Origin of the sequence: Croceivirga radicis (assembly GCF_002072105.2) — a bacterium.
Classification (GTDB): Bacteria; Bacteroidota; Bacteroidia; order Flavobacteriales; family Flavobacteriaceae; genus Croceivirga; species Croceivirga radicis.
This window is the reverse complement of sequence record NZ_MTBC01000001.1, coordinates 501,389-527,931: the sequence shown is the minus strand read 5'-3', so window position 1 is coordinate 527,931 and position 26,543 is coordinate 501,389. Positions and strand designations below refer to the sequence as shown.

General features: G+C 37.1%; 26 protein-coding genes. 15 read left to right on the top strand and 11 right to left on the bottom strand.

What is annotated here, in order from left to right; all coding sequences use genetic code 11:
- The first annotated feature begins 3 nt into the window (after nt 1-3).
- Nucleotides 4-480, top strand: a complete 477-nt coding sequence (locus BUL40_RS02380; protein ID WP_080318022.1) for an acyl-CoA thioesterase — start codon at nt 4-6, stop codon at nt 478-480.
- On the opposite strand, the gene BUL40_RS02375 is transcribed toward BUL40_RS02380, so the two are convergent.
- Both BUL40_RS02375 and BUL40_RS02370 read right to left on the bottom strand, forming a co-directional pair.
- Entirely contained in the window at nt 464-1,357 is an 894-nt protein-coding gene (locus BUL40_RS02375; protein ID WP_010516512.1) for a DMT family transporter, read from the bottom strand. The genes BUL40_RS02380 and BUL40_RS02375 overlap by 17 nt on opposite strands.
- On the bottom strand, nt 1,354-1,707 hold the full coding sequence (locus BUL40_RS02370; RefSeq protein ID WP_080317919.1) for an arsenate reductase family protein: 354 nt from the start codon (nt 1,705-1,707) through the stop codon (nt 1,354-1,356). Before BUL40_RS02370 ends, BUL40_RS02375 begins: the two co-directional genes overlap by 4 nt.
- Before the next feature lie 77 nt (nt 1,708-1,784).
- Between BUL40_RS02370 and BUL40_RS02365 the strand changes: the two genes are divergently transcribed.
- Complete coding sequence (locus BUL40_RS02365) at nt 1,785-2,243, top strand: DinB family protein (RefSeq protein ID WP_244901807.1); 459 nt, start codon at nt 1,785-1,787, stop codon at nt 2,241-2,243.
- 2 nt (nt 2,244-2,245) lie between these two features.
- Here the strand turns inward: BUL40_RS02365 and BUL40_RS02360 are convergent, their stop codons facing one another.
- Nucleotides 2,246-2,998, bottom strand: a complete 753-nt coding sequence (locus BUL40_RS02360) for a DUF3298 and DUF4163 domain-containing protein (protein WP_176465430.1) — start codon at nt 2,996-2,998, stop codon at nt 2,246-2,248.
- A gap of 58 nt (nt 2,999-3,056) precedes the next feature.
- Between BUL40_RS02360 and BUL40_RS02355 the strand changes: the two genes are divergently transcribed.
- Both BUL40_RS02355 and gdhA read left to right on the top strand, forming a co-directional pair.
- Nucleotides 3,057-4,220 (top strand): trans-sulfuration enzyme family protein, encoded by a 1,164-nt coding sequence (locus BUL40_RS02355; RefSeq protein ID WP_080317916.1) that lies wholly within the window; start codon nt 3,057-3,059, stop codon nt 4,218-4,220.
- Between the two features lie 119 nt (nt 4,221-4,339).
- Nucleotides 4,340-5,686 carry an NADP-specific glutamate dehydrogenase gene (gdhA, locus tag BUL40_RS02350; RefSeq protein WP_080317915.1) on the top strand — a complete coding sequence of 449 codons (1,347 nt, stop codon included), beginning with the start codon at nt 4,340-4,342 and terminating at the stop codon, nt 5,684-5,686.
- A 123-nt stretch (nt 5,687-5,809) separates the two neighbouring features.
- Here gdhA and BUL40_RS02345 read toward each other — a convergent pair whose 3' ends face one another.
- The 6 genes from BUL40_RS02345 to BUL40_RS02320 all read right to left on the bottom strand — a co-directional run bounded on the left by BUL40_RS02345 (nt 5,810) and on the right by BUL40_RS02320 (nt 9,257).
- Nucleotides 5,810-6,229: a hypothetical protein gene (locus BUL40_RS02345; protein WP_080317914.1), complete on the bottom strand. Its 420-nt coding sequence runs from the start codon at nt 6,227-6,229 to the stop codon at nt 5,810-5,812.
- A gap of 2 nt (nt 6,230-6,231) precedes the next feature.
- A complete protein-coding gene (locus BUL40_RS02340; protein WP_080318021.1) occupies nt 6,232-6,600 on the bottom strand; it encodes a PadR family transcriptional regulator in 369 nt (122 codons plus the stop codon).
- A 137-nt stretch (nt 6,601-6,737) separates the two neighbouring features.
- Nucleotides 6,738-6,959 carry a hypothetical protein gene (locus BUL40_RS02335; RefSeq protein WP_141239632.1) on the bottom strand — a complete coding sequence of 74 codons (222 nt, stop codon included), beginning with the start codon at nt 6,957-6,959 and terminating at the stop codon, nt 6,738-6,740.
- A 13-nt stretch (nt 6,960-6,972) separates the two neighbouring features.
- Nucleotides 6,973-7,443 carry a hypothetical protein gene (locus tag BUL40_RS02330; RefSeq protein WP_080317912.1) on the bottom strand — a complete coding sequence of 157 codons (471 nt, stop codon included), beginning with the start codon at nt 7,441-7,443 and terminating at the stop codon, nt 6,973-6,975.
- Between the two features lie 268 nt (nt 7,444-7,711).
- Nucleotides 7,712-8,257, bottom strand: coding sequence for a hypothetical protein (locus tag BUL40_RS02325; protein ID WP_080317911.1), 546 nt, complete (start codon nt 8,255-8,257; stop codon nt 7,712-7,714).
- A gap of 184 nt (nt 8,258-8,441) precedes the next feature.
- A complete protein-coding gene (locus tag BUL40_RS02320; protein ID WP_080317910.1) occupies nt 8,442-9,257 on the bottom strand; it encodes an RDD family protein in 816 nt (271 codons plus the stop codon).
- A 252-nt stretch (nt 9,258-9,509) separates the two neighbouring features.
- Between BUL40_RS02320 and recO the strand changes: the two genes are divergently transcribed.
- Both recO and BUL40_RS02310 read left to right on the top strand, forming a co-directional pair.
- Nucleotides 9,510-10,229: a DNA repair protein RecO gene (recO, locus tag BUL40_RS02315; RefSeq protein ID WP_080317909.1), complete on the top strand. Its 720-nt coding sequence runs from the start codon at nt 9,510-9,512 to the stop codon at nt 10,227-10,229.
- Between the two features lie 2 nt (nt 10,230-10,231).
- Nucleotides 10,232-12,646: a TonB-dependent receptor gene (locus BUL40_RS02310; protein ID WP_080317908.1), complete on the top strand. Its 2,415-nt coding sequence runs from the start codon at nt 10,232-10,234 to the stop codon at nt 12,644-12,646.
- A 56-nt stretch (nt 12,647-12,702) separates the two neighbouring features.
- Here the strand turns inward: BUL40_RS02310 and BUL40_RS02305 are convergent, their stop codons facing one another.
- Complete coding sequence (locus BUL40_RS02305) at nt 12,703-13,089, bottom strand: hypothetical protein (protein WP_080317907.1); 387 nt, start codon at nt 13,087-13,089, stop codon at nt 12,703-12,705.
- A gap of 212 nt (nt 13,090-13,301) precedes the next feature.
- Between BUL40_RS02305 and BUL40_RS02300 the strand changes: the two genes are divergently transcribed.
- The 5 genes from BUL40_RS02300 (at nt 13,302) to BUL40_RS02280 (ending at nt 19,477) form a co-directional block, all read left to right on the top strand.
- Nucleotides 13,302-14,252, top strand: a complete 951-nt coding sequence (locus BUL40_RS02300) for a DUF4382 domain-containing protein (protein WP_080317906.1) — start codon at nt 13,302-13,304, stop codon at nt 14,250-14,252.
- A gap of 115 nt (nt 14,253-14,367) precedes the next feature.
- Nucleotides 14,368-17,775 carry an isoleucine--tRNA ligase gene (ileS, locus tag BUL40_RS02295; protein ID WP_080317905.1) on the top strand — a complete coding sequence of 1,136 codons (3,408 nt, stop codon included), beginning with the start codon at nt 14,368-14,370 and terminating at the stop codon, nt 17,773-17,775.
- A 2-nt stretch (nt 17,776-17,777) separates the two neighbouring features.
- The gene (locus tag BUL40_RS02290; protein ID WP_010519053.1) at nt 17,778-18,161 is read left to right on the top strand and encodes a TraR/DksA family transcriptional regulator; all 384 of its coding nucleotides are present in this window, start codon (nt 17,778-17,780) and stop codon (nt 18,159-18,161) included.
- A 93-nt stretch (nt 18,162-18,254) separates the two neighbouring features.
- Nucleotides 18,255-18,812: a DUF4097 family beta strand repeat-containing protein gene (locus BUL40_RS02285; RefSeq protein ID WP_080317904.1), complete on the top strand. Its 558-nt coding sequence runs from the start codon at nt 18,255-18,257 to the stop codon at nt 18,810-18,812.
- A gap of 35 nt (nt 18,813-18,847) precedes the next feature.
- A complete protein-coding gene (locus BUL40_RS02280; RefSeq protein ID WP_080317903.1) occupies nt 18,848-19,477 on the top strand; it encodes a lipoprotein signal peptidase in 630 nt (209 codons plus the stop codon).
- Here BUL40_RS02280 and BUL40_RS02275 read toward each other — a convergent pair.
- Complete coding sequence (locus BUL40_RS02275; RefSeq protein WP_080317902.1) at nt 19,474-20,034, bottom strand: 5-formyltetrahydrofolate cyclo-ligase; 561 nt, start codon at nt 20,032-20,034, stop codon at nt 19,474-19,476. The genes BUL40_RS02280 and BUL40_RS02275 overlap by 4 nt on opposite strands.
- 417 nt (nt 20,035-20,451) lie before the next feature.
- Between BUL40_RS02275 and uvrC the strand changes: the two genes are divergently transcribed.
- The 4 genes from uvrC (at nt 20,452) to BUL40_RS02255 (ending at nt 26,543) form a co-directional block, all read left to right on the top strand.
- Nucleotides 20,452-22,242 (top strand): excinuclease ABC subunit UvrC, encoded by a 1,791-nt coding sequence (uvrC, locus tag BUL40_RS02270; protein ID WP_080317901.1) that lies wholly within the window; start codon nt 20,452-20,454, stop codon nt 22,240-22,242.
- A 1-nt stretch (nt 22,243) separates the two neighbouring features.
- Nucleotides 22,244-24,490: a patatin-like phospholipase family protein gene (locus BUL40_RS02265; RefSeq protein WP_080317900.1), complete on the top strand. Its 2,247-nt coding sequence runs from the start codon at nt 22,244-22,246 to the stop codon at nt 24,488-24,490.
- Between the two features lie 297 nt (nt 24,491-24,787).
- A complete protein-coding gene (locus BUL40_RS02260) occupies nt 24,788-25,564 on the top strand; it encodes a DUF3108 domain-containing protein (RefSeq protein ID WP_010519047.1) in 777 nt (258 codons plus the stop codon).
- 13 nt (nt 25,565-25,577) lie between these two features.
- Entirely contained in the window at nt 25,578-26,543 is a 966-nt protein-coding gene (locus BUL40_RS02255) for a tryptophan 2,3-dioxygenase family protein (protein ID WP_080317899.1), read from the top strand.

Genomic DNA, 26,543 nt, shown 5'->3' with positions numbered 1-26,543 from the left:
TCTATGTTTTTAAAAGAATTTGAAGTTAGATGGAGTGATGTAGATGCCAATAGACACTTGGCAAATTCTGCTTACATTAATTTTATGAGCCATACCCGAATGGCCTACTTATCTAAAATTGGCTTTGGCCATAAGGAGTTTGAAGCCTTTGGAATTGGCCCCGTGGTCTTTTACGAGCATATGTATTATTTTAAAGAGGTTTTTCCTGGTAAACCTATTCGTGTTTCGTTAGAATGGAAAGGTCTTAGCAAGGACGGAATGTTTTTTGAGTTTCACCATAATTTTTATAATGCAGATGGTAAAAATGTAGGGCATTGCGAAATGATGGGCGCTTTTATAGACATGAAAAAACGAAGTCTTACCGGATTGCCAGATGAAATTCTACAAACCTTTATGGCAGAAGAAAAAGCAGCTGATTTTAAATTTTTGACCAAAGAAGACACCCGTAAGCACGTACGTTTACCTAAGGATTTGGTTTAGGTTTTTTACTGGCCAAATACACCCCTACAAGCACACAGCAACCGGCCAGCACTTTTACCAAGGTTAGTTGGTCTTTGCCTACGGCTATGGCAAATAAGATACCTAGAACCGGTTGAAGGTAGATAAATGCCCCAATTGTACTGGCGCGCAGTTGGGTCATGGCATAGATGTTAAAAAGATAGGTGCAAAATGTGGTCCCTAGAATCACAAAAAGGATTACGCCATAGGCCCATAAGGGCATGGTGGCCCATTGTATTTCCATAAACTCCCCAATGGTTATAGGAAAATTAATTACCACCGCAATAGTAAACAACCACTTCATAAAGGTAAATGGGTGGTATTTGGTCACCAATTTTTTTGCCACTACCAGGTAAGAGCCGTAGGCGGTAGCATTTACGATCATTAAAAAGTTACCTAAAGGAATATTAGGGGCATCTTGTCTTAATTCGGCACCAAAAAGTATGGATGCCAATGCACCTACCAGCCCCAAGAAAATACCAAGACCTTTATTCAATGTTACCTTTTCACTTAAAAAAAGAGCGGATAGAATAACAATGACAATAGGACTTATGGTTACCAATACCGCACTATTGATAGGGGTAGACAATTGCAACCCCTTAAAAAAGGCCAACATGTTTATTACCATGCCCAACAACGCGGCAAAAAACATACGTAGATAATCAGACTTTTCTATTTTTTCTTTAGGTCCAAAAAAGGAAATAAGCCAAAACAAGATGGCCGCCCCCGTTACCCGTAAAAAAATAAATGCAAAGGGCTTAACATGCGTTGGCATAACCCCTTTTGCAATAGTGTGGTTTAGGGCATAGATCAAGGTAGCACCAAAAGCCGCTAATATGGCTAGGGTACGTTTGCTCATCCGTGTAGCGCTTCTTTGGCCGCTTCTACTTGTTTTTTAGCGTTACCAATAAAAATAGCATCATCTACCACCACTACGGGGCGTTTCAAAAAGGTATAATGCTCCAAAATAAGATTTTTATAATCGGTCTCTTCCAGTTTTTGCTCTTTTAAATTACGCTGGCGAAATAACATGGCCCTTCTACTAAATAAAGACTCGTAGCTATCTGTTAGGGAACGCATGTGTTCCAACTCTTCTTTGGTTACCCCTTTTTCTTTTATTTCCCGAAGTTCTACCCCATCTAAAGGTTTTAATGCTTCTAAAATTTTCTGACAGGTTTTGCAAGTAGCTAAGTAAAATATAGTCTTCATTTTTAAACGAACTTTAGACGTACAAAGTAACCCAATTAAATGCGATTACCCTATTTTTGGACGCAGATATACATACCATGGAACAACTATTTACAATCTGCCAACAAAATAGAAGCAAACTAAAAGATTTTTTAACAACGTTAGACAAGGAAATCCTGTTTCAGATACCAGAAGGGTTTAACAATAATATTTGGTGGAATGTTGCCCATACCGTAGTTACCGAGCAATTGCTGATCTATAAACTAAGTGGGTTAGAAATGAATATTTCTGATACATTGGTGGCAAAATATAGAAAGGGTACCTTCCCAGAAGAAAATCCGTCTGAGGCAGAATTTGAACAACTACTAGAACTGTTGACACAGTTGCCTGTCCAAACTTTAAAAGATTACAAGGCCGGCAAATTCAAAGACTTTAAAACCTACCCTACTAGTTTTGGCGTTACCTTAAACTCCGTAGAAGATGCCATAAACTTCAATTTATTTCATGAAGGGATGCATTTTGGGAATATCCTAGCACTTAAAAAAGCCGTAAAATAGGTTTACTTATTGGCCAATTTTCCTTTTACCACAAGGTACGGATTTACCTTTTCATAAGGCAAAGTAAGGGTAATTGGCCCGTCTGCATACGAAGCTATTTCGTATTGATTGTACCACAACAGCAGGCCTTCTGGTGCGTAACCTATATTGGCTGGTAATTGAAAAACATCGTCCTCAAACATAAGACCGGTATGGTTAATGGGTTTGTCCGCAGGTATTTTTTCTTGCTTTCTAAATTCCTGCTCTGCCAGTGTTTTAAATTCATCTAGCGCTACAAACAAATCTTCTGGGGGCAACAATAGGGCCGCTTGTTTAGAAAAGTTCAAAAAATTTACCGCGCTATAACCGTGTGCGCCGCCAGTAAACATATAGGTTTGCATTTGTAGGGTAACCAAAGAATCCGTTTCATAAAATACCTTGCCTTCAATATTGGCTTCCCAAGGAATCATATCGTCCCCATATTGGGTTTTTAATTCCGTAAAACTGGCCTCAAAAGCCTTTAAGGCATCGTCAACCGAATTTAAGCTTACCTCATCGTTAAAATTCAATAACGCAATTACTTCGGCATCAAGGGTACTGTTAATGGTCTTGGCCAAGTCCGTTTCATCTGTAAAACGGGGTAAATTCAGCTGCGCATCCAAACAAGCATCACAAGCCGTTGTTTTAAATTCTTGCGTTTCTACGGCTAATTTTTGTTCGCCAGCACAAGAAAAAATCAGTAAAACCAATACGTATAAAGGGAATTTTATTTTCATAACCATATTTAGGTAGTTTCAAAAGTAACCATACTTTTATAACCTAAGAACATGCGCAATGAATAAAACAACATACCGTTTTGAAACAGCGGCCATCCATGGCGGGCAACAGCCAGACAAGGCCTACGGGGCCGTAATGCCGCCCATATACCAAACCTCTACCTATGCGCAAACCGCCCCGGGTAAAAATTTAGGTTATGGCTATTCTAGGGGTGCCAACCCAACACGGACCGCATTGGAAAATAGTCTAAAAAGTTTGGAACAGGGCAGTCATGCTTTTGCCTATGCCAGTGGTATGGCGGCGGTAGATGCCGTGTTAAAACTGTTACAACCAGGCGATCAGGTAATCTGCACACAAGATATCTATGGCGGTAGTTTTCGCCTGTTTAAAGGAATTTTTGAGCAGTATGGTCTCGTTTTTAAGTTTATAGACTTGGGCAATGCCAATGACCTATCTAAACACCTAAACAAGGACACCAAAATGGTTTGGCTAGAAAGCCCCACCAATCCAATGCTTCAACTAGTAGATATAGCGGCCATTGCCGCACAACTAAAAGGTACAGACATTTTGTTAGCGGTAGACAATACGTTTGCATCGCCCTATTTGCAGCAACCCCTAAATCTGGGTGCGGATATTGTTATGCATTCTGCCACAAAATATTTGGGTGGGCATAGTGATGTTATTGCCGGTGCTTTGGTTGTAAAAGATGAGGCCCTGGCAGATAGATTAAGGTTCATAACCAATAGTACGGGAGCAATCTGTGGCCCAATGGATAGCTTTTTGGTGGTTAGGGGTATTAAAACGTTGGCTTTACGTATGCAGCGCCATTGTGAGAATACGGCTAAAATAGCCGTGTTTCTTAAAAACCACCCTAAAATCGAAAACGTTTTTTGGCCGGGTTTTCCAGAGCATCCCAATCATGAAATTGCCAAAAAACAAATGCGGGATTTTGGTGGAATGTTGGCTTTTAAATTGAGGGACAGCGACCAAAATGCCACGATTGCATGTATTCAACGATTAAACTTATTTACCCTTGCAGAATCATTGGGCGGGGTAGAAAGCCTAATTGGGCACCCGGCCACCATGAGCCATGGCAGTATGCCCAAAAACGAACAACTAAAAAATGGTATATCCCCAAATTTAGTACGTTTAAGCGTAGGCATAGAGGCCGTAGAAGACCTAATAGACGACTTAAAAAGCGCACTCAACGAAAACGATTGAAAAATTATCATAAAAAGCCTTGCAAATTACATAAATAGCATAATTTTGCGCCTAAATTTCTAATTCTACAAAAACACAGCTGTAAAATTAGGTTTTGATAACAATTTATTAATCCAACTATGGAAGAACAAAAAATAAAAGCATTTATGGATGAGGTGATTGCGCGTAACGGGCATGAACCAGAATTTATCCAAGCGGTACAGGAAGTAGCCGAAACCGTAATACCTTATATAGTACAACACGATATTTACCATGGTAAAAACATCTTGTTACGCATGGTAGAACCAGAAAGACTTATCTCTTTCCGTGTGGCATGGGTAGATGATAATGGCGAAATACACGTAAACAGAGGCTATAGAATTCAAATGAATTCTGCTATTGGGCCTTACAAAGGTGGGTTGCGTTTTCACCCTACGGTAAATGCCAGTGTTTTAAAATTCTTGGCTTTTGAGCAAGTATTCAAAAATAGTTTAACCACACTACCTATGGGTGGTGGTAAAGGAGGTTCAGATTTTGACCCAAAAGGAAAATCTGACGACGAAATCATGCGTTTTTGCCACGCCTTTATGACGGAGTTGTGCAGACATATTGGACCCAACACAGATGTACCTGCCGGGGATATTGGCGTAGGTGCCCGTGAAATTGGTTTCCTATTTGGTATGTACAAGAAAATTAGAAACGAGTTTACCGGGGTACTTACCGGTAAGGGGCTTTCTTGGGGTGGTTCTTTAATTAGGCCAGAAGCTACCGGTTATGGTACGGTATACTTTGCAGATAGCATGCTTAAGACCAAAGGCGAAACTTTTGAAGGTAAAGATGTAGTTATCTCTGGTTCTGGTAACGTTGCCCAATATGCCGCAGAAAAAGTATTGCAATTGGGCGGTAAGGTATTAACCTTGTCCGATTCTGGCGGTTATATACATGACAAGGACGGTATAGATACCGAAAAACTGGCTTTTGTTATGGACCTAAAGAACAACAAGAGGGGTAGAATCTCTGAATATGTAGAAAAGTACCCCAATGCAAGTTACCACGCCGGCAAAACGCCATGGGAAGTTGCTTGCCACGTAGCATTGCCTTGTGCTACGCAAAACGAATTAAACGGGGAAGATGCCAAATTGCTTCTTAAAAACGGTTGTATTGCCGTGGCCGAAGGCGCAAACATGCCGTCTACGCCAGAAGCCATACATGCTTTTCATGAGGCAAAAATACTTTTTGCCCCTGGTAAGGCCTCTAATGCCGGTGGTGTAGCTACTTCTGGTCTAGAAATGTCTCAGAACTCTTTACGTATTTCTTGGACAAGAGAAGAGGTAGACGAGCGCTTAAAAGGCATTATGAACGATATTCACAATTCTTGTATTGCCTACGGTAAAGAAGAAGATGGGTATTGTAACTATGTTAAAGGCGCAAACATTGCAGGCTTTGTTAAAGTAGCAGACGCTATGTTGGCCCAAGGGGTTATCTAAACCGCTAAAGCATAAAAAAGCCCTTGCAAGATTAGTTTGCAAGGGCTTTTTTGTTTTGTCTAGGTTGGGATTATAACATTATAGTAACTGTTTTTTAATTCAGTTCTTTGTTAGCTACAGTTTTTATTCAAATAGGTCTTCCTTGTCTAAATTGTCAATAGAGTTTTTCCGTGCCCATAGATAATAGATAAAATGTAAGAAAAGAAAAAATCCCCAATAAACGGCGACCATAACAGTCCATTCTAATTTTTCATATTTCGAGCCAAAACCTAATAAAATCCATAATAATGAAATTCCGTTATGAGTTAAATAAGTTGTAAGGTGAAATCTAAATCCAAGGTCGAATATTGGCAGGTATTCCCCATCCTTTTTTCCAAAAACCCAACCTGCTAAGAACATTGAAATCCCATAAATAATTGCAGAAGTAGTAACAATTATTGTTGATTGATTTTCAATTCCATAACTTAAAAAGTAGCGGAATGCTATAGTTGCTATAATTGCTATTAAAGCAAAGCTTAATAAATGTTTTGTTATCGTTTTCATACTTAATTGAGTTTTAAAATTTGTTTTATTTCATTAGAGTAAAATAGTTTTATGTTTCTATTCACGAATTGATTAAAAAGCTCCTCGCCAAGTTTGGTTAAATAGTAATATTTTCTATCAGGTCCTTTATTACCTTCTTTTAATTCGTGTGTTAGTACATTAATATGCTCATATTTCCTTAACGCTCTGTAAAGACTCTGTTCTTCGCAATTAATGGTTCCGTTTGATTTTTTTTCAATGAAGTTTTTAATTTCATCCACATATTTTTTGCTTTCTTGAAGAGACATAAAAATCCAAAGAGTTAACTGTCCTTTTTTGTATGTGTTTTCCCAAGAAGTCAATAATTCGTTTAGTTTTTTATCATTTTTCATTATTATTTTAATTGTATTATACATGTTGTTTAATACAAATATAATAATATTTTAGGATTTTGGGGTTAAATTGTAGCTAACGGTTTGGCTAACTGGGTTTTAATGCAGTTTAGGTGTTGTTGTGAATAGTCTATTCTTTATTCCTTTGACAAATATTTTGTTGACAAATCAATTATTGTAAAGGTATTCCGCTCTGAGTCTATTTTGACTATATTTTGTTTTTCTAAATCCTTTAAGAAGTTGAGATAGTAGCCATGATGCTCCTTATTCACGATTATTTCGTCCAATGTCCATTCGTTTCCGAAGTTGCGGTAGAACAGTTCTAGTTTGTTTAGAAATTGTAATTTCTTTTTAGACATCTCCATATATCATTTAATCGCTTACAGAAAGGTGTAAATGATATATTTCAGATTCGTTTTCAAGAATTATTTCAGAACTTGAACAAACATAAAACCCCTTTGTCTTACCAACTTTCAAGCTATAAACTTGATTACTCGATGCTGTAACTAATAATAAATCAACAAATTCCTCTATCCATTCATGTTTCCATTCTTCATCCGATAAAGAAAAATGATTTCTGCTGTCGGTTAACGAGATATTACTAAATTCTTTTTCTTGAAATTTAAAGAACCAAAATTGTTTGATATTCTCAACTATATATTCTTTAGGAGATTCAACTTTTTCAAGCTTGTATGATTCACAAATTGGATTAAAAATTATGTCAAGAATTTTCTTCGTGGATGAATCCTCCTTTTTATGTTTTGATAATCGAAAATCATATCCGTGATTTGTTTTATCATTTATTCTAGCAATGCAGGAAAGAAATCCATTGATATATCCCAAATTGTATATTCTTTTTTTCTGTTTCTAGCATCTGGTAAAGAATTATATCACTCGCATTTCTGATTATGCACAACGTTAACTGTATGTTTTCGTGACTGATTTCAAGGTAGTGAAATTTCGATTTACCACGTAGTCAATCTGCAAGATTGACTTGCTAAATTTGTCCTCCGAAGCTCGTCAATCTTGCAGATTGACGGGACTTCCACGAAGAACAAAAGCCTCGGAAAGCACTAACCAGCCATGAAATACACAGAGTGTTAGATTGATTTTAACCATTCATAATCTTTAATTCTATTGGTGTTTTATCGAGTAACTTTATTAGCTGGTTGTAACTATTCACGGGAAGAAGTCCAATTGCTGAATCGTTTTCGATTGACATCTTATAAATAACGAATTCTGTAGAATTAAATATCATATTGGAATTATCAACATGATATTCTATTTCATGATTGTAATATATTTCTGAATCTAATTGACTTTTGAATTGATTTAGATTATGGTTAATTAATAAAATACTTATTCTTGACCATAAATCGTCTTGTGAATTTATTTTTCGGGTTAACTGCAAATAGGATTCTGTAATCAGGTCGTAAAAAACAAAAAAAGGAAGTTGTTTGTGAGATGGATTTAGATTTTTTCTTTCACTATCCATATAACCAAATCTATACTTGGAGCTTTCAAATGCAGAACCACCGTCTGAAATAGAATCTTTAATAGTTTTTACGCAAAATTCTTTTTCGTCATCATGAGGAACCACTATTTTTATTGCATCTGCTAAGGATTCGTAATTGTATTTTTTTCCTAATCCAAACATTCTGTTTTTTAAGTATTCACGATAACGGTCTCGGATATGAGTATTTCGGAATTGAAAAGCGCTAGTTTTAAGTCTTGCACGAACCCAAGCGAACCATTTTCAAATTTGTTATTGTTTATAACCAATTTACAAAATTGTGAGCGTTGCCATAAGAAATCCCTTTCGTCTTAAACATCAGCCTGCATTACTTATAGGCGTTGCTGGCAACAGTTATATGTGTATTTGATATTTTATCATGCAAGCCTTCTTTTTGAATAAATAAGGGAATGAAATATAAGGGTATGAATCTTGATATTGTTCTAAGAAAGATGCTTCTCAAAATGGATTGTTGTATTTGTACTTGTGTATCTGTAAATAATTTTCCAAAAGTTTGTCTAAAAAACAATTCAAAACAGAAATAATATACGAAAAATAATTTACAAAGAATCCATTTATACTTGGATAGTTGCCCTAAGTCCGTTAGTAGATAGTAAATGTCATCATAGATTTCACTAAAATTAGGTAAAAGAGATACAAATGACAAAATGATAATAAATGAATCAATTAAAAAATTGATGATTCTCTTTTTTTTACTAGCTATTAAACTTGATTTAGTTGTATTTTTTTGTTTATAACTAATGAAATATACTACTGAGATTAGAAATAATGTTTTAAATATGAATAAAAAAGTGAAATTAAATTTAGGATATTCATATAAAGGCGATGACCATCGGATGACGGAAATTATATAATCTAATAAAATATAAAAAATCGGGAAATTAAATAAATTGTTTAGCTCGAATACTCTATTTTTAAAGCAATTAATCAAACCAAGTACAGTAAAAATAGGCACCATAAAACGAATTATAGCGAATGTCAAATATTCAATGTCCCAAATATTAGGAATTCTCAAGTCAGTTATCCAATCTGGAGTTTCAAAATACCAAATTAGACGTTTAGTAGTGGTTAACGCTAAATAAACTGTAGCTAGAACAATAAATTTTTCTAAATATTTTTTCATGATTATTTTCAAGTGTTTAGTTCATGGTTGAAAAATTCAAAAAGCTTTTTAATTGTGTACAACAATTAGACACCTATCAAATTCCAGATATCTCTTTCGCATAAAACTACAAAATCCAACCCACGAAAGAAATGCTTTTTTTTAACAGTAGTTGTTGATACTCTATAAGATTGCCCACTAAAAACAAAACGCAGCCCAAGCCCCGTTTTTTAACTGCTTCTACTATCTTTACTTTTTTAGAAGTTTCTTGTAATGCTCACCCATACCAAAGCCATTGTGTTGTCTGCCCTAAAATACGGAGACACCAGCCTTATTGTTAAGGCGTACACCCAAACAGATGGTTTAAAAGCGTATTTGTTAAAAGGGGTCTTGGCCAGTAAAAAAGGGAAGTTAAAGGCGGCGCTTTTTCAGCCGCTTACCCAATTAGAATTGGTGGCCAATCACAAGAACAAAGGCACCTTAGAATCCATACGCGAAGCAAAAGTCTATTTTCCCTATAAAACCATACATGCAGAAATTTTAAAAAACAGTCTAGTGTTGTTCTTGGCAGAGCTGCTTACCAATGTGTTGCAAGAAAGTGATGCAGATTCCGGCCTTTTTAAATACCTAGAACAATCCCTACAATTATTGGATAAAACCGATAAACTGGGCCATTACCATCTGTTGTTTATGCTACAGCTTTCTAAATACTTGGGGTTTTACCCAGAAGATACCGAGGAAGCCCTGGATTATTTTGATTTGCTTGAAGGCCAATTCATTGCATCGCCCTCTTTAAACCCACTTATAGAAAAACCCATTATTTATGATTTTAAAAGGCTGTTAGGCATAAATTTTGATGCATTACCGCAGATAACTATTACAAAAACCAACCGACAAGAATTGCTTAAAAAACTGCTTTTGTATTATGAATTGCATGTGCACGGCTTTAGGCAACCAAAATCACTAGCGGTATTAAACGCAGTTTTTAATTAAGAATGCAAAACAACCTAACACTATTAATTCTCTTATTTAGCCTATTGGTTAGCAATGCACAAGAAGTAACCGTTCTAGATGCAGAAAATGGGCAACCAGTTATGAACGTGGCCATTTACAACCAAGATAAATCTACCACCACCATAACAGATTTTTCGGGTAAGGCCAGTTTAAAGGCGTTTACCAGAAATGAACTCATTTATTTTAAACACCTATCCTTTCAACCCTATACGGTTTTAAAGAAAAATTTGGCCAAAAAAGGGTACCGCATTTATTTGGAACCCAACCCAGAGCAATTAGAAGAAATTGTGGTTTCCGTATCTAAATGGGAGCAGCAAAAAAAAGACGTGCCACAGAAAATTGCCAACGTAAGTGCCAAGGATATTGCTTTTACCAACCCGCAAACCGCCGCAGACCTGCTACAACAAAGCGGTAAGGTGTTTGTACAGAAAAGTCAGTTGGGCGGGGGCAGCCCCATGATCCGTGGTTTTGCCACCAACCGCGTGCTAATATCCGTAGATGGCGTACGTATGAACAACGCCATATTTAGAGGCGGCAACCTCCAAAATGTAATTAGCATAGACCCCTTTAGCATTAAAAACACCGAGGTAATTTTTGGTCCCGGTTCTGTAATCTATGGTAGCGATGCTATTGGTGGGGTCATGAATTTTTATACCAAAAACCCTAAACTAAGCTATACGGATAGCACAACGGTTACGGGCAACGCTACCTACAGGTTTAGTACGGCCAGCAATGAGAATACCGCACATGCCGCGGTAAACCTTGGTTTTAAAAAATGGGCCAGCTACACCAGCCTTAGCTATAATAATTTTGGCGATTTAACCATGGGCAGCCATGGCCCAGACAGTTACTTAAGAAACACCTTTGTAACCACAGTCAATGGCACGGATGTTTTAGTTGCCAATGAAGACCCTAAAAAGCAAGTAACCAGCGGGTACAACCAAATTAATGCCTTGCAAAAATTTAAATACAAACCCAACCCCAATTGGGAGTACGATCTTGGTTTGTATTATTCCGAAACAACAGATTTTTCGCGCTATGACCGGCTCATTAGACCCAATGGTTCTGGAGATGGGCTAAGGTCTGCAGAATGGTATTATGGTCCACAAAAGTGGTTCATGGCCAATTCGCAAATCACCAAAAAAGGAAAAAATAAATTTTACGACGGCGTAAAACTTACCACGGCCTATCAGTTTTTTGAAGAAAGCCGTAACGATAGGGGTTTTGGGGAAGCTATTAGGTATACCACTAAAGAAATAGTAGATGCCCTATCTATAAACCTAGATTTTGAAAACAAAAAAATAGGAGATTTAAGGCTTTATTACGGGCTGGGCTATGTTTTTAATAAGGTTAATTCTACTGGAAGTCAGTTAGATTTGAGCAACGGAGATACGGAACCAACGGCGTCTAGATATCCAGACGGGGCTACTTGGCAAACCTTTGCTGGCTATGTTAGCGGAGCATACCAAGTAAAACCCAATCTAACCCTATTATCCGGTTTACGCTACAGTCAGGTTTGGGTAGATGCTACCTTTGATACTACATACTACCCGTTCCCTTTTAAAGAAGCAGACCTTATAACGGGTGCACTAACCGGAAGTTTGGGCGTAAGTTATTTTCCAACGGCCAACTTACAATTAACGCTTAACGGTTCTACCGGTTTTAGGGCGCCCAACATTGACGATGTAGGAAAGATTTTTGATTCCGAACCTGGTTCCGTGGTGGTACCAAATCCAGATTTAGAGCCAGAATACGCTTATAACATAGACTTTGGTATCAGCAGAAATTTTAATGATAAATTAATGCTTAAAGCAACCACGTACTACACCTATTTAGTGGATGCATTGGTAAGGCGAGATTTTACCTTTAATGGCCAAACAACCATTAGCTATAATGGCGAAGAGAGTAACGTACAAGCCATACAAAATGCGGCAAAAGCCTACGTTTATGGTTTTGAATTTGGGGCAGAAGCCTTTTTGAACGACCACTGGCAGCTAGAAGGTAATTTAACGCTTACAGAAGGTGTAGAAGAAGACGATGATGGCACCGACTCTGCCGCACGGCACGTGGCCCCAACCTTTGCGGATGCCCATTTAAAATGGAAGAAAGATAAGTTTGCTACAGACCTGTTTTTAAATTACAATGCAGAAATAGCTTATGATGATCTAGCCATCTCTGAACGAAGCAAAACCTATATCTACGCACAAGACCAAAATGGCAACCCTTATGCCCCATCTTGGTACACGCTAAATTTTAGGGGTAGTTATCAATTCAACAGCCAGTTTAAAGGTAACATGGCTTTAGAAAATATTACAGACCAAAGGTATAGGCCTTATTCTTCTGGTATTGCCGCACCGGGCACCAATTTAATTTTAGGGCTAACCTATACTTTCTAACAAAAAAACCCTTGGCCGTAGCCAAGGGTTTTACTTTTAAACCAGTATGGTAATACTTAGTTTTTAACTGCGTCTTTTACATCTTTAGCCGTTTTATCTGCAGCTTCTTTTAAGTCTTCGCCGGCAGCTTTTGCCTTATCCATAGCATCGTTCCCCATCTCTTTGGCACTATCCATGGCTTTTTCACCAGCAGCTTTAATACTGTCTACTGCTTTCTCGCCCTCTTTCAACATTCCCTCACCTGCTTCTTTTGCCTCGTTCATAGCATTTTCACCAGCCTCTTTTACACTCTCACCGGCTTCTTTTAAATCTTCACCAGCTTCTTTCATGGCTCCTTCAGTAGCTTCTTTTGCCTCTTCGGCCTTTTCTGCCGCTTCCTTACAAGACACCAATGTTCCTGTAGTTAATATTAATGCCAATAAGGCCAATACAAATTTTTTCATGTTAAATAGTTTTAGTGTTAAGAAACAAAAATAGGCTAAAGGTCACGTATAAATATTCTTTTCCGCTTAAAAACGATAAAAAACACAATTTTTAATTCGCTGGCTATCTGATCAATAAAGCCTCGTTAACAGAATTTAACAAAATATACATTAGGGTAAAATTGGCCCTCATTGTTTCATAACCGAAATCTTAAACAGAAAATAGTTTAATTATGAAGAATGTATTGAAATTAACAGGATTGCTTTTATTTAGTATGGTTTTTGCCGTTTCCTGTAGTGAGGATGACGGGGAGAATTCTAATTCAGAAACCTACAACACCACTTTTAAAATTACAGATGCTCCAATAGACAATGCCAACGTATCTGCCGTATTTGTTACCGTAACAGATGTAAAATTAGATGGTAAGTCTTTAGAAGGATTTACCGCTACTACTATAGAACTTTCCGCATTGGTAAATGGCAAAACACAAACCTTGGGTAACCTAGACCTAACCTCCAAAACCTACTCTAGCTTAGAATTGGTATTGGATTATGAGAAAGATGTACAAGGTAATGCCCCTGGTTGCTATGTACAAATGGCCAATGGAGAAAAACAGAAATTAGAGAGCAGTGCAAATAGCATTAAAATCAATGATAGTTTTGAAGTTGTGGCGGCAACGGCCAACACTATTATCATAGACTTTGACCTTAGAAAATCTGTGGTAGAAAGTGAAGCTAGCACCGCTGGCCAACTTACTTTTGCTACAGCAGCAGAATTAGGCAATGCCATTAGAACCGTTAACGAGGAAGCTACGGGCACTATAAAAGGATCCGTAGACAAAGGCCAAGACAATTCTGATAAAATTATAGTTTACGCTTACAAAAAAGGAACCTTTAATGCAGAAACCGAAACACAAGGTTCTGGTAGTAGCAATGTAACCTTTGCCAATGCCGTTACCAGTGCAGAGGTTAGTGGGCTTACCAATGCCTATAGTTTAAATTTTGTAGAGGAAGGCGAGTACGAATTGGTCTTTGTAGGTTACAATGAAAACCAAAACAGTGGCAATGTAGAACTTGCAGCTATACTAGAGGCTGAGTCTTCTACAGGACTAAATTTAGGCGCCTTATCCTTAACGTCTGCGTTGCAACTTAACGTTAATGTTACCATTACCGGCAGTAAATAATCCTATCTTACTAAAAATCTGAATAAAAGCCCCTAGTAGTAGGGGCTTTTTATCTTTTTACAAACCTGTAAATACTTTAAAATTCTTAATTTCGCAGACTTATTTTATTAGGCCCATGGAGAAGAAGTTTAGAGAATATAAAGGTTTAGACCTACCAAAGACCGCAACAGAAGTTTTAAAGTTTTGGAAGGACGAGAAAATCTTTGAAAAGAGTATAACTTCCAGAGAAGGAAAAGAGAGTTACGTGTTTTTTGAAGGACCGCCATCTGCCAACGGTATGCCGGGAATCCACCACGTAATGGCCAGGACTATTAAAGATATTTTTCCGCGTTATAAAACCATGAAGGGCTTTCAGGTTAAACGTAAGGCAGGATGGGATACCCACGGCCTACCGGTAGAGCTTGGAGTAGAAAAAGAGCTGGGCATCACCAAAGAAGATATTGGTAAAAAAATTACCATAGAAGAATATAACGAAGCTTGTAAAAAAGCGGTAATGCGTTATACGGATGTCTGGAACGAAATGACAGAAATGGTAGGTTATTGGGTAGATATGGACGACCCATACATTACCTACAAATCTAAATACATGGAATCTGTTTGGTGGTTGCTAAAACAGATTTATGATAAAGGCTTAATCTATAAAGGGTACACCATACAACCGTACTCACCAAAGGCAGGTACCGGTCTTAGTTCACATGAGCTAAACCAACCAGGAACCTACCAAGACGTTACGGATACTACGGTAACAGCACAGTTTAAAGCACTAAAAGAAAGTTTGCCGCAGGCCTTGCAAGCTTTTGACGGAGCCATTTATTTCTTAGCCTGGACCACTACTCCATGGACACTGCCTTCTAACACGGCATTGACCGTTGGGCCAAAAATAGATTATGTTCTGGTTAAATCATTTAACCAATATACCTATGAGCCTATCCAGGTTGTATTGGCAAAAGCTTTACTTAACAAGCAATTTTCTGGTAAATTCTTTGCAGCAGAATCCAATGAGGATTTTGCCAACTTTAAACCAGAAGACAAAAAAATTCCTTATCAGGTACTGGCAGAAGTAAAAGGAGCCGATTTAATCGAATCTAAATACGAGCAACTCATAGATTACGTACTACCGTACCAGAATGCAGAAAATGCTTTTAGGGTTATTGGGGGCGATTTTGTAACTACGGAAGATGGTACGGGTATTGTACATACTGCGCCTACTTTTGGTGCAGACGATGCCTTTGTGGCCAAACAAGCCAATCCGCCCATACCGCCTATGTTGGTTTTAGACGAGAACAACAATCCCGTTCCGTTGGTAGACCTGCAAGGTAAATTTAGGCCAGAGCTTAAGGAGTTTGGCGGCAAGTACGTTAAAAACGAATACTACACAGATGGTGAGGCACCAGATAAGTCTATAGACGTAGAAATCGCCATAAAACTTAAGACCGAAAACAAAGCCTTTAAGGTAGAAAAGTACGTACACAGTTACCCGAATTGCTGGCGTACCGATAAGCCTATTTTATACTACCCACTAGATTCTTGGTTTATAAAAGTTACAGACGTAAAAGACCGTATGTTTGCGCTAAACCAGACCATTAACTGGAAACCCAAAGCTACAGGAGAAGGTAGGTTTGGTAACTGGTTGGCCAACGCTAACGATTGGAACTTGTCTAGATCTAGATATTGGGGTATTCCCTTACCTATCTGGAGAACAGAAGACGGCCAAGAAGAAATAATAATTGGTTCGGTTGCAGAGCTTAAAGGAGAGATGGCAAAAGCGGTAGCTGCCGGTGTGCTGGCAGAAGACGTATTTAAAGATTTTGTGGTTGGCGATATGTCTGATGCCAACTACGAGAAAATTGATCTGCACAAAAACGTAGTAGACCAAATTACTTTGGTTTCGCCAAGCGGCAAACCCATGCGTAGAGAGAGCGATTTAATTGATGTTTGGTTTGATAGTGGTTCCATGCCCTATGCCCAATGGCATTACCCGTTCGAGAACAAAGAGCTGGTAGACAAGGGGGTTAGTTACCCAGCAGATTTTATAGCAGAAGGGGTAGACCAAACCAGAGGATGGTTCTACACGTTGCACGCCATAGCCACTATGGTTTTTGATTCCGTGGCCTATAAGAATGTAGTCTCCAACGGACTGGTTTTAGACAAAGAAGGTAAAAAAATGTCTAAGCGACTGGGCAATGCGGTAGACCCATTTAAGGCCTTGCCAGAACATGGCGCAGATGCCACCCGTTGGTACATGATTGCCAATGCAAACCCATGGGACAACCTTAAGTTTGATATAGAAGGGGTAACAGAGGTAAAACGTAAGTTTTTTGGTACACTGTACAACACCTATTCCTTTTTTGCCTTGTACGCCAACATAGACGGTTTTGATTATTCCGAAGCAGAAATACCTGTTTTGGAACGTACAGAATTAGATCAGTGGATTTTGTCAGAACTCAATACCGTTATTAAAAAGGTAGATGAGGCCTACGCGGATTATGAACCTACAAAAGCCGCCAGGGCAATTTCAGATTTTGTACAAGAAAACCTAAGTAACTGGTATGTACGTCTAGGTAGAAGAAGGTTCTGGAAAGGAGACTATCAGCAAGATAAAATTGCTGCATACCAAACCCTATACACCTGTTTACTTACCGTTGCCAAGCTAGGTGCACCCATTGCGCCATTTTTTATGGATCGGTTGTATAAAGACCTAGATGCAGCAACCAACAAAGAAGGACTGGAAAGTGTGCATTTGGCCAATTTTCCACAGTATGATGAAAGTTTGGTTAACAAAGAGCTAGAAAGCAAAATGCATACGGCTCAAAAAATTTCTTCCTTAGTGCTTTCTATAAGACAAAAGGAAAAAATCAAGGTAAGGCAACCGTTACAGAAGGTAATGGTACCTGTGCTTAACCAAGAACAAAAGGAGGAGGTTTTGGCTGTTTCAGAACTTATTAAATCCGAAGTTAATGTTAAGGAGGTAGAAATTATGGACGATGCCTCTGGCATTTTGGTAAAACAAATAAAACCTAATTTCAAGGTCTTAGGCCCAAAATATGGCAAGGAAATGAAGCAGATTGCGGCAGCCGTTTCCAAGCTAGAACAAAAAGATATCCAAAAAATTGAACAAGAAGGCGAAATATCGCTTTCATTAGAAAATAAAAGTATTAATTTACAGTTCTCAGATGTTGAGATAACCTCTCAAGATATTGAAGGGTGGTTGGTTGCCAGTTCAGGAGCTATTACGGTGGCTTTGGATGTAACCATAAACGATGCCCTTAGACAAGAAGGGGTTGCAAGAGAATTGGTGAATAGAATTCAAAATCTTAGAAAAGATGCAGGATTTGAAGTTACCGATAAGATAGATTTAAAAATATTGAAAGACGGAATTGTAGAACAAGCGGTTACCCAGAACGAAGCTTATCTAAAAAGCGAAACATTGACGGAAAGTCTAATGTTGGCAGATAATTTGGAAGAAGGCACAACGGTAACTTTTGACGATGTGAATACAAAACTGTTTATTAAAAAACACTAAAAATGGCAGAAGATTTAAAAGTTAGATACTCAGATAAAGATTTGGCCGAATTCAAGGAATTGATAGAGGCTAAGATTGAAAAGGCCAAGCAACACTTGGAACTTTTAAAAAGTTCTTATATGAACGATGGTAATAACGGTACCGATGATACCTCACCAACCTTTAAGGCTTTTGAAGAGGGCTCTGAAACCATGAGCAAGGAGGCAAACACCCAGTTGGCTATTAGACAAGAAAAGTTTATACGCGACCTAAAAAATGCTATCCTACGTATTGAGAACAAAACGTACGGAATTTGCCGTGTTACCGGTAAACTAATCAACAAAGAGCGTTTAAAATTGGTACCTCATGCAACTTTAAGTATCGAGGCCAAAAACATGCAAAAATAAAAGACGCCTTAGGGCGTTTTTTTGTTTCTACCGTTGAGAAGTTTACTCCTATTTCTAATTTGCTGCATTGGCCATTGCTATGCGCAAAAAGTTGTGCAAAAGTCCTTTGCCTCTACAGATACCAAATACTTTCATGTAGATGCGTCGGACTGCTATGCTATTACCGTAAAAACTATAGAAGGCAACCAAGCCATAGTTGAAGGTAAAATTGAAGGTGAATATGCAAAAGACCTAGCCATTAAATTAGAAGAAGATGGACAAAACATTTTTATCAGCGCCGGTTTTTTACCCACCTTTACTGCACCTAACGATAAGCTGAGCGCCCATAAGGTCATATCTATTTCCCTACAAATAAGCTTACCTAAAGCGCAACAAATAGAAATTCACGGAACCAATTCCAATGTTACTATATCCGGAACCTTTGATAAAGTAAACGTGGTTTTGGCAGATGGTGATTGTAACTTAAATAATGTTATTGGCCAAGTAAAGGTTAAGACCCAAAAAGGTTCCATTAATGTACATAAAGGCCGTGGTACTATTGCAGCAAGTTCTAAATATGGTAAGGTTTTTAAAGAAAAAGAATTGCAAGGTTATAGCACTTTTAACCTTAGCAGCATAGAAGGCGATATTTGGATTAATAGAGTCGATTAATATAGCTACTTTTGCGTTTGATTTTACGTTCACAGATGAGTTTAAAGAAATCCTTAATCCTAATTATCATAGTATTACTGATAGACCAAATCAGTAAAATATATATTAAAACCAATTTTATACTTGGAGAATCGGTAACGGTTTTTAGTTGGTTCAAAATCCTGTTTATAGAAAACGAAGGCGCCGCATGGGGTACCAAGCTTAGTGATATCTTGCCTATTTCTGATAGTGCCGGAAAATTATTCCTTACCATTTTTAGACTGTTTGCTATTGTAGGTATAGGCTATTGGCTTTTTGACATTATTAAGAAAAAAGCTCCTAAAGTTTTAATTCTAGCCGTGTCTTTGATTTTTGCAGGTGCTCTAGGCAATATTATAGATTCTGTATTTTACGGTTTAATCTTTGACCATAGCAACCACCAAGTAGCTACACTATTTTCTGACGAGCCTTACGGAAAGCTTTTCCATGGAAAAGTGGTAGATATGCTTTATTTTCCCATGATAGATACCACATGGCCAGAATGGGTTCCAAAATATGGCGGTAAAAGTTTCCGGTTTTTTGAACCTATTTTTAACATAGCGGATAGCGCAATAAGTGTTGGTGTTGCCGTATTAATTATTTTCAACAAAAAAGCATTTGCTTCCCCGTCTAAAAACGAGTCTTAAAATTTATAAATCGCTTCTGGGGTTATACAGTAATCCAAAGGTATATCAGTAGCATCTACATCATCAATAAACTGTTCCGGTTCATAAAAAGACAAGCCTACTTTTAATACCCCTGGTTTACATTTAGATAAAAAACAGTCATAAAAGCCTTTACCGTAACCCACTCTATTTCCTTTTATATCATAGGCCAATAACGGTATAAAAACAACATCTAATTTTTCTTCGTCAACAGGAATTCCATCTTGGGGCTCTGGAATACCCCATTTATTGGTTTTAAATATGGTATTATCTAAAAGCAGATAATGGGTTAGATCTTGGTTATTCTTCATCTTTGGAACAACCACATGTTTATCCTTTCCTTGTAACAGCGACAACAAAGGGGAGGTATCAATTTCTTTTTGCTTTTGAATAGGCAGGAATATATGAAAAAAAGAAAATTGCCAAATAGGTAGCAGTAATACCTTATTGGCAATTTGAATACTTTTTTCTTCAATTATAGTAGAGTTAAGTAGGTCTCTCCTCTTCTTATAATCTACTCTAAGTTCATTTTTAGTCAACTATAAAATCTTTATAGCAAAACAGCTTTTGGGGGTTACTTGATTTTTTGGGGGTTTATTCTCATCATACTACTCTCTCGTAGAGACAGCAAAATATATTTTGAAAAACAACATCAAAATCAAATACATGCCCAAAACAATTAAATAATTTTCCATGTATTAATCATTTGTTTCCCTAAATATAACAATAAACCGAATTAAAATCCTATGAAAGACACAATTTTATCGATGAAATACATGTTTTTTACATATTTTTTAACATCAAATAGGGTGTTGTTTATATTTTTTAAGCGTAAGTGTAAACAAAACAATTAAAAGTTAAACAATCTTAACACTTTTTAGGCTTCCACAATTTCTACTGATTTTTGTAAAAAAGAACGTAACTTAAAATCAAAAATCAACGCTTGATTTAGCAATATGTCAAAAACCGTCCCTATAGATATTCAGCTAAGTACGTTACCCAATAGCCCTGGTGTATATCAGTTTTATGACAAATTAGATAAAATACTATATGTAGGTAAGGCAAAAAACCTTAAAAAGAGAGTTTCGTCCTATTTTACCAAGCAACATGATTCTGGAAAAACACGGGTTCTAGTTTCCAAAATAGTAGCTATAAAACATATTGTGGTAGCTACGGAGTCCGATGCGCTTTTATTGGAGAATAACCTAATTAAAAAATACCGGCCACGCTATAATGTACTTTTAAGAGACGATAAGACCTATCCTTGGATTTGTATCAAAAACGAACGTTTTCCCAGAGTATTCCCAACAAGAAAACTCATAAAAGATGGGTCTGAATATTTTGGTCCCTATACGAGCATGAAAACAGTACGGACACTTTTAGACCTTATTAAAAGTGTTTATCCTTTAAGAACATGTAATTATGATTTATCCAAAGAGAAAATTGAAGCTGATAAGTACAAGAAGTGTTTGGAGTACCACCTTGGCAATTGTCTAGCCCCTTGCGAAGACCTACAATCTTCTGAATCCTATAACAGACAAATTGCAGATATAAGAGAAATTATAAAAGGTAATTTTAAAAGTAGTCTTACTTACTTTAAACAAGAAATGAAGCGCCTTGCCCAAGAAATGGAATTTGAAAAGGCCCAACAAATAAAAGATAAGATAGACGTATTAGAAAATTACCAGGTAAAATCTACCATTGTAAATCCAAAAATCAACAATGTAGATGTATTTACCATCTTTTCTGATGAAAGTGCTGGATACATTAATTTTCTACAAATTATGAACGGGGCAATTATACGGTCCCACACCTTGGAAATAAAAAAGAAGCTAGAGGAAACAGACCAAGAATTGTTGCGTTTGGCCATCATAGAAATACGGCAACGTTTTAAGTCTAATTCCAGAGAGCTATACCTCCCTTTTCCTATAAAATTAGAACTGCCGGTAAGGGTAACCGTTCCCAAACTAGGCGACAAAAAACGATTGATAGACCTATCCTTACACAACGCAAAAGCTTTTAGGCAAGAACAATTTAAACAAATGAAAATTGTTGATCCAGATAGGCATACCAAGCGCTTAATGGCTCAGATGAAAGCAGACCTTAGACTCTCTGTAGAACCTACACATATAGAATGTTTTGACAACTCCAACATCCAAGGTACCAACCCGGTGGCGGCCTGTGTAGTGTTTAAAAATGGCAAACCATCTAAAAAAGATTACAGACATTTTAATATCAAAACAGTTGACGGCCCCGATGATTTTGCCTCTATGGAAGAGGTGGTTTTTAGAAGGTACAAAAGACTTTTAAACGAAGATGAACCTTTACCGCAACTTATTGTTATCGATGGTGGAAAAGGACAATTATCTTCTGCCCTAAAAAGCTTGGATTTGTTAGGTTTACGGGGTAAAATTGCCATAATTGGCATTGCAAAACGCCTAGAAGAGATTTACTTTCCAGAAGACCCCATACCGTTATACCTGGATAAAAAATCCGAAACCTTAAAAATTATACAGCAATTACGTAACGAAGCTCACCGTTTTGGTATTACCTTCCATAGACAAAAAAGAAGTAAGGCCGCTATAAATACAGAACTGGAAAGCATAGATGGCATAGGTAGCAAAACAGCAGAACAATTACTAAAAAAGTTCAAGTCCGTTAAACGGATTAAAGAGGCTTCCATAGAAAGCCTAACCCAAGCCATTGGCGTAGATAAAGCAAAGAAAGTATATCAGAAGTTTAATTAATATGGGTAAGCACTATTGCACGGTTCTTTTATTGCTAATTTCAAGTTTGATTTGGTCTCAAAGAAAACCAAAAGTTGGCCTTGTTTTAAGTGGTGGTGGCGCAAAAGGCATGGCACACATAGGTGCTTTAAAAGTAATAGAGGAAGCCGGGATTAAAATAGATTACATTGGCGGCACAAGTATGGGAGCCATCATTGGTGGACTATATGCCGCAGGGTACACAGCAAATGAGTTGGATTCTATTTTTAAAACCACCAACCTATCGCAATTAATTACCGATAATTTACCTAGAAACGCTAAAACCTTTTATGAAAAGGACGATGCGGAACGGTATGCCCTTTCTTTACCTTTTGATAATTTTAAAGTAAGCTTTCCTGAAGCTATTTCTGGCGGACAAAACATTTACAACGAGTTTATAAGACTACTATACCACGTTAAAGATGTAGAAGATTTTAATGAGCTACCCATACCCTTTATTTGTATTGCCACCAATATAGAAACCGGCAAGCCCGTATTAATGAATAAGGGGTATTTGCCAGAAGCCATAATGGCCAGCGGTACATTGCCCTCTCTTTTTGAACCATCTGAAATTGACGGCCAAATTTTAATAGATGGCGGTGTGGTAAATAACTACCCAATAAACGAGGTAAGAAAAAAAGGGGCAGATATTATAATAGGTATAGATGTACAAGATGATTTGGCAAAAAGAGAATCACTTTCTTCTGCTACCGAAATTTTATTTCAGATAAACAACTACCGTACGGTGAACGAAATGAACACCAAAAGGGAAGAAACAGATGTTTACATAAAACCTAATATTGCAAAATACACCGTAATTGATTTTGAGGAGACAGAAAACATTATAGCAGAGGGTGTAAAAGCTGCCGAGTTAAAACTGCAAGACCTCAAAGATGTGGCTCATTTACAAGGTGCAAGCAAACGAAAACCTATAGAAAAAGCTAAGGATAGCTTAACCATAAATCGGTTAATAATTAAGGGTAACGAACGCTACACAAGGGGTTATATTAAAGGTAAATTACGTTTTACCTTGGGCAATACCATCACCTTTAAAAGACTACAACAAGGCCTGGGGAATATGGCTGCTACAGGCAATTTTAAAGCTATACGCTATAAGTTGGTTTCTAATGGCTTGGGTACAGACTTAATATTAAACTTAAAGGAAAACCCCACAAAGATGTTTATTAAAATGGGCGCACATTATGATGACCTATACAAAAGTGCCGCGCTTATAAACTTAACACGTAAAAATTTAATTTTTAAGGACGATGTAGGTTCGTTTGATTTTATCTTAGGAGACCACATCCGGTACAATTTTCAATATTACATAGATAAAGGCTTCTACTGGAGTTTTGGAATAAATTCAAAGTTCAACACTTTTGATGAAGCCGTAGATTTTAAAATCATACAAGAAAACTTCAATATTAGCGGTGGTGAAAATCTTAGCGAAATCAATTTAGACTTTTCAGACCTTACCAACCAAATCTACCTACAAACCGTAGTTCGCGAAGAATTTGCATTTAGAACAGGATTAGAACATAGGTTCATTAGATTTAGTACTACTACGTTCAACAATTTACAATTGGTAGATGAAAATGAATCCTTAGAAAATAAAGACGGCCGCATCTTCTTTGAAAACAGCAATTATTTTAGTGGGTTTGCCAACTTAAGGCTAGACACTTATGACGATAAATATTTCCCAACAAGAGGATTGTATTTTAACGGAAATCTAAACTATTATGTATACAATCCAGATTTAAAAGGCGATTTTCAAGACTTTGCCATTGCAAAAGCACAAATGGGCGTGGCCTTACCAATTACGCACAACCTCTCTATAAATTTAGATTCTGAAGGCGGCTTTAAACTAGGAACTTCTAGAATTGCAACTTTTGATTTTATCATGGGTGGTTTTGGCAACCACAGGGTACATAACTTGATCCCTTTTATGGGATACGACTTTTTAAGTCTTACGGGCAATAGTTTTGTTAAGGCCAAAGCTAATTTGGACTTTGAATTTGCCAGAAAAAACCACTTACTGCTACAAGCTAACATGGCCAATATAGACGATGACTTGTTTAGAACAGGTGAATGGTTCACTGCTCCTGATTATACTGGCTTTGGTATTGGTTATGGTCTAGAGTCTTTTCTTGGTCCTGTACAGGTCTATTACTCCTGGACACCACAACGCAACGACAGCCATTTGTTCTTTAGCGTAGGCTTTTGGTTCTAATTTTGCAGTATTTTTTATAAAGAATTCTAAAAAAAACAACACTTTGGTTAAAGTTGGTTAAATACCACATGGCAACCCAAACAACACCGTATCTTTGTTGGCATAAGGGGTGGTTCCCTTATAACTTTAAGTATTGGTTTTTCATAATTTAAAGTTTGGTTGGTTATTTAGGAAAAGCTCTGATGAATACATCAGGGCTTTTTTTATACAATACTTTGGTATAAGATTTGTTTAAGTAATTGTAAATACCGTTACAAAACCATTGGTTTTAATACCTTTAATATAGAATTTGCCGCTATGAAAAATCTTTTTCTTTTAATTCTACTGTCCACAACTCTGTGCATTAATGCACAAGACACACCCGCATTTAAATCTGGTGAATGGCTAAAATTTAGGATTCATTATGGGTTTTTAAACGCCAGCTATGCCACGCTTCATTTAAAATCAGAGACCCTAAACAGTAAACCGGTCTACCATGTAGTGGGCAAAGGGAAGACCACTGGCTTTGCCAGTATATTTTTTAAGGTAGATGATACTTATGAAAGTTATTTTAGCAAAAACAACGGCAAGCCCTACAAATTTATTAGAAAAATAGACGAAGGCGGTTACACCAAAGACATTGAAATAGATTTTGATTACGAAAAGCAATCTGCCCTTCTTACCGATAATAAGAACAAGAAAAAAATGGAATTTCCTGTTCATGACAATATCCAAGATTTAATCTCTGCCGCATACTATCTAAGAAGCAAATACAACTTTGAATCTTTTGAAGATGGCCAAACCTTAAATATGGATATGTTGTTTGATGATGATGGTGTATTTCAGTTCAAGTTAAAATATTTAGGTAAGGAAATCTTAAAAACAAAGTTCGGCAAAGTAGAATGTCTTAAATTTAGACCTTATGTGCAGTCTGGTAGGGTTTTTAAGGAACAAGAAAGCCTTTCGCTTTGGGTTACCAATGATTTAAACAAAATACCGGTCCGCATTAAGGCTGATTTGGCCGTTGGATCCCTTAAGGCAGATTTAGATGGTTATAACGGGTTAAGAAATCAGTTCAAGATTATTATGGATTGATTTAAATTTAAAAATGGAGAACCAAGAGAAGATCCAATCCCAAATAAATAAACTAGAAGAAAAATTTAAAGACTCCGGTCAAGATTTAAGCTCCTATTTAGACGGTTTACTTTACCAACGTTATTTAACGTACTGGGACTATATACATTTAGACACCTTATTGAGCCTTCAGGTACCTAGAACACATTTCCCAGATGAGGAAATATTTATTATGTACCACCAAATTACGGAGCTCTATTTTAAGCTTATCTTACATGAAGAAAAACAACTGGTAGAAGACCGTTCTAACCAAAATGAATTCTTTATTGAAAGGGTAGAAAGAATCAACAACTACTACAAAGCATTAATTTCTTCGTTTAGTATTATGATCAATGGTATGCAACGCGAACAATTTCTGCGTTACCGTATGGCATTATTGCCCGCAAGCGGTTTTCAATCTGCGCAGTATAGAATGATTGAACTTTATGCCACTCCATTAGAAAATTTAATTCACCACACAGAAAGAAACACCTATACCAGCAACAGCAGCATAGAAACACTTTTTGAACATATTTATTGGAAAAAGGGCGCTACGGATATTAAAACAGGAGAAAAGACCCTTACCTTAAAACAGTTCGAGTTTAGGTACACACCAAGATTTTTACGTATTGCCAACCAAGTAAAAGGCAAAACAATTTATCATAAATACCAAAATTTACCTGAAAAGGACAAGCAAAACACGGCACTTATAAAAGCTTTGAAAAAACTAGATATAAACGCCAATGTAAATTGGCCCTTAATGCACATGGGGTCTGCTTATAGATATTTATCCAAGGATAAAGAAACAATAGATGCTACAGGAGGCACCAATTGGAAAGCCTATTTACCACCAAGTTTTCAGAAAATAATATTTTTCCCAAATTTGTATTCGCAAAAAGAAATCGAAGATTGGGGCAAAGAATGGGTAGAACACCAATTTAACCCAAAAAAACACAAGTAA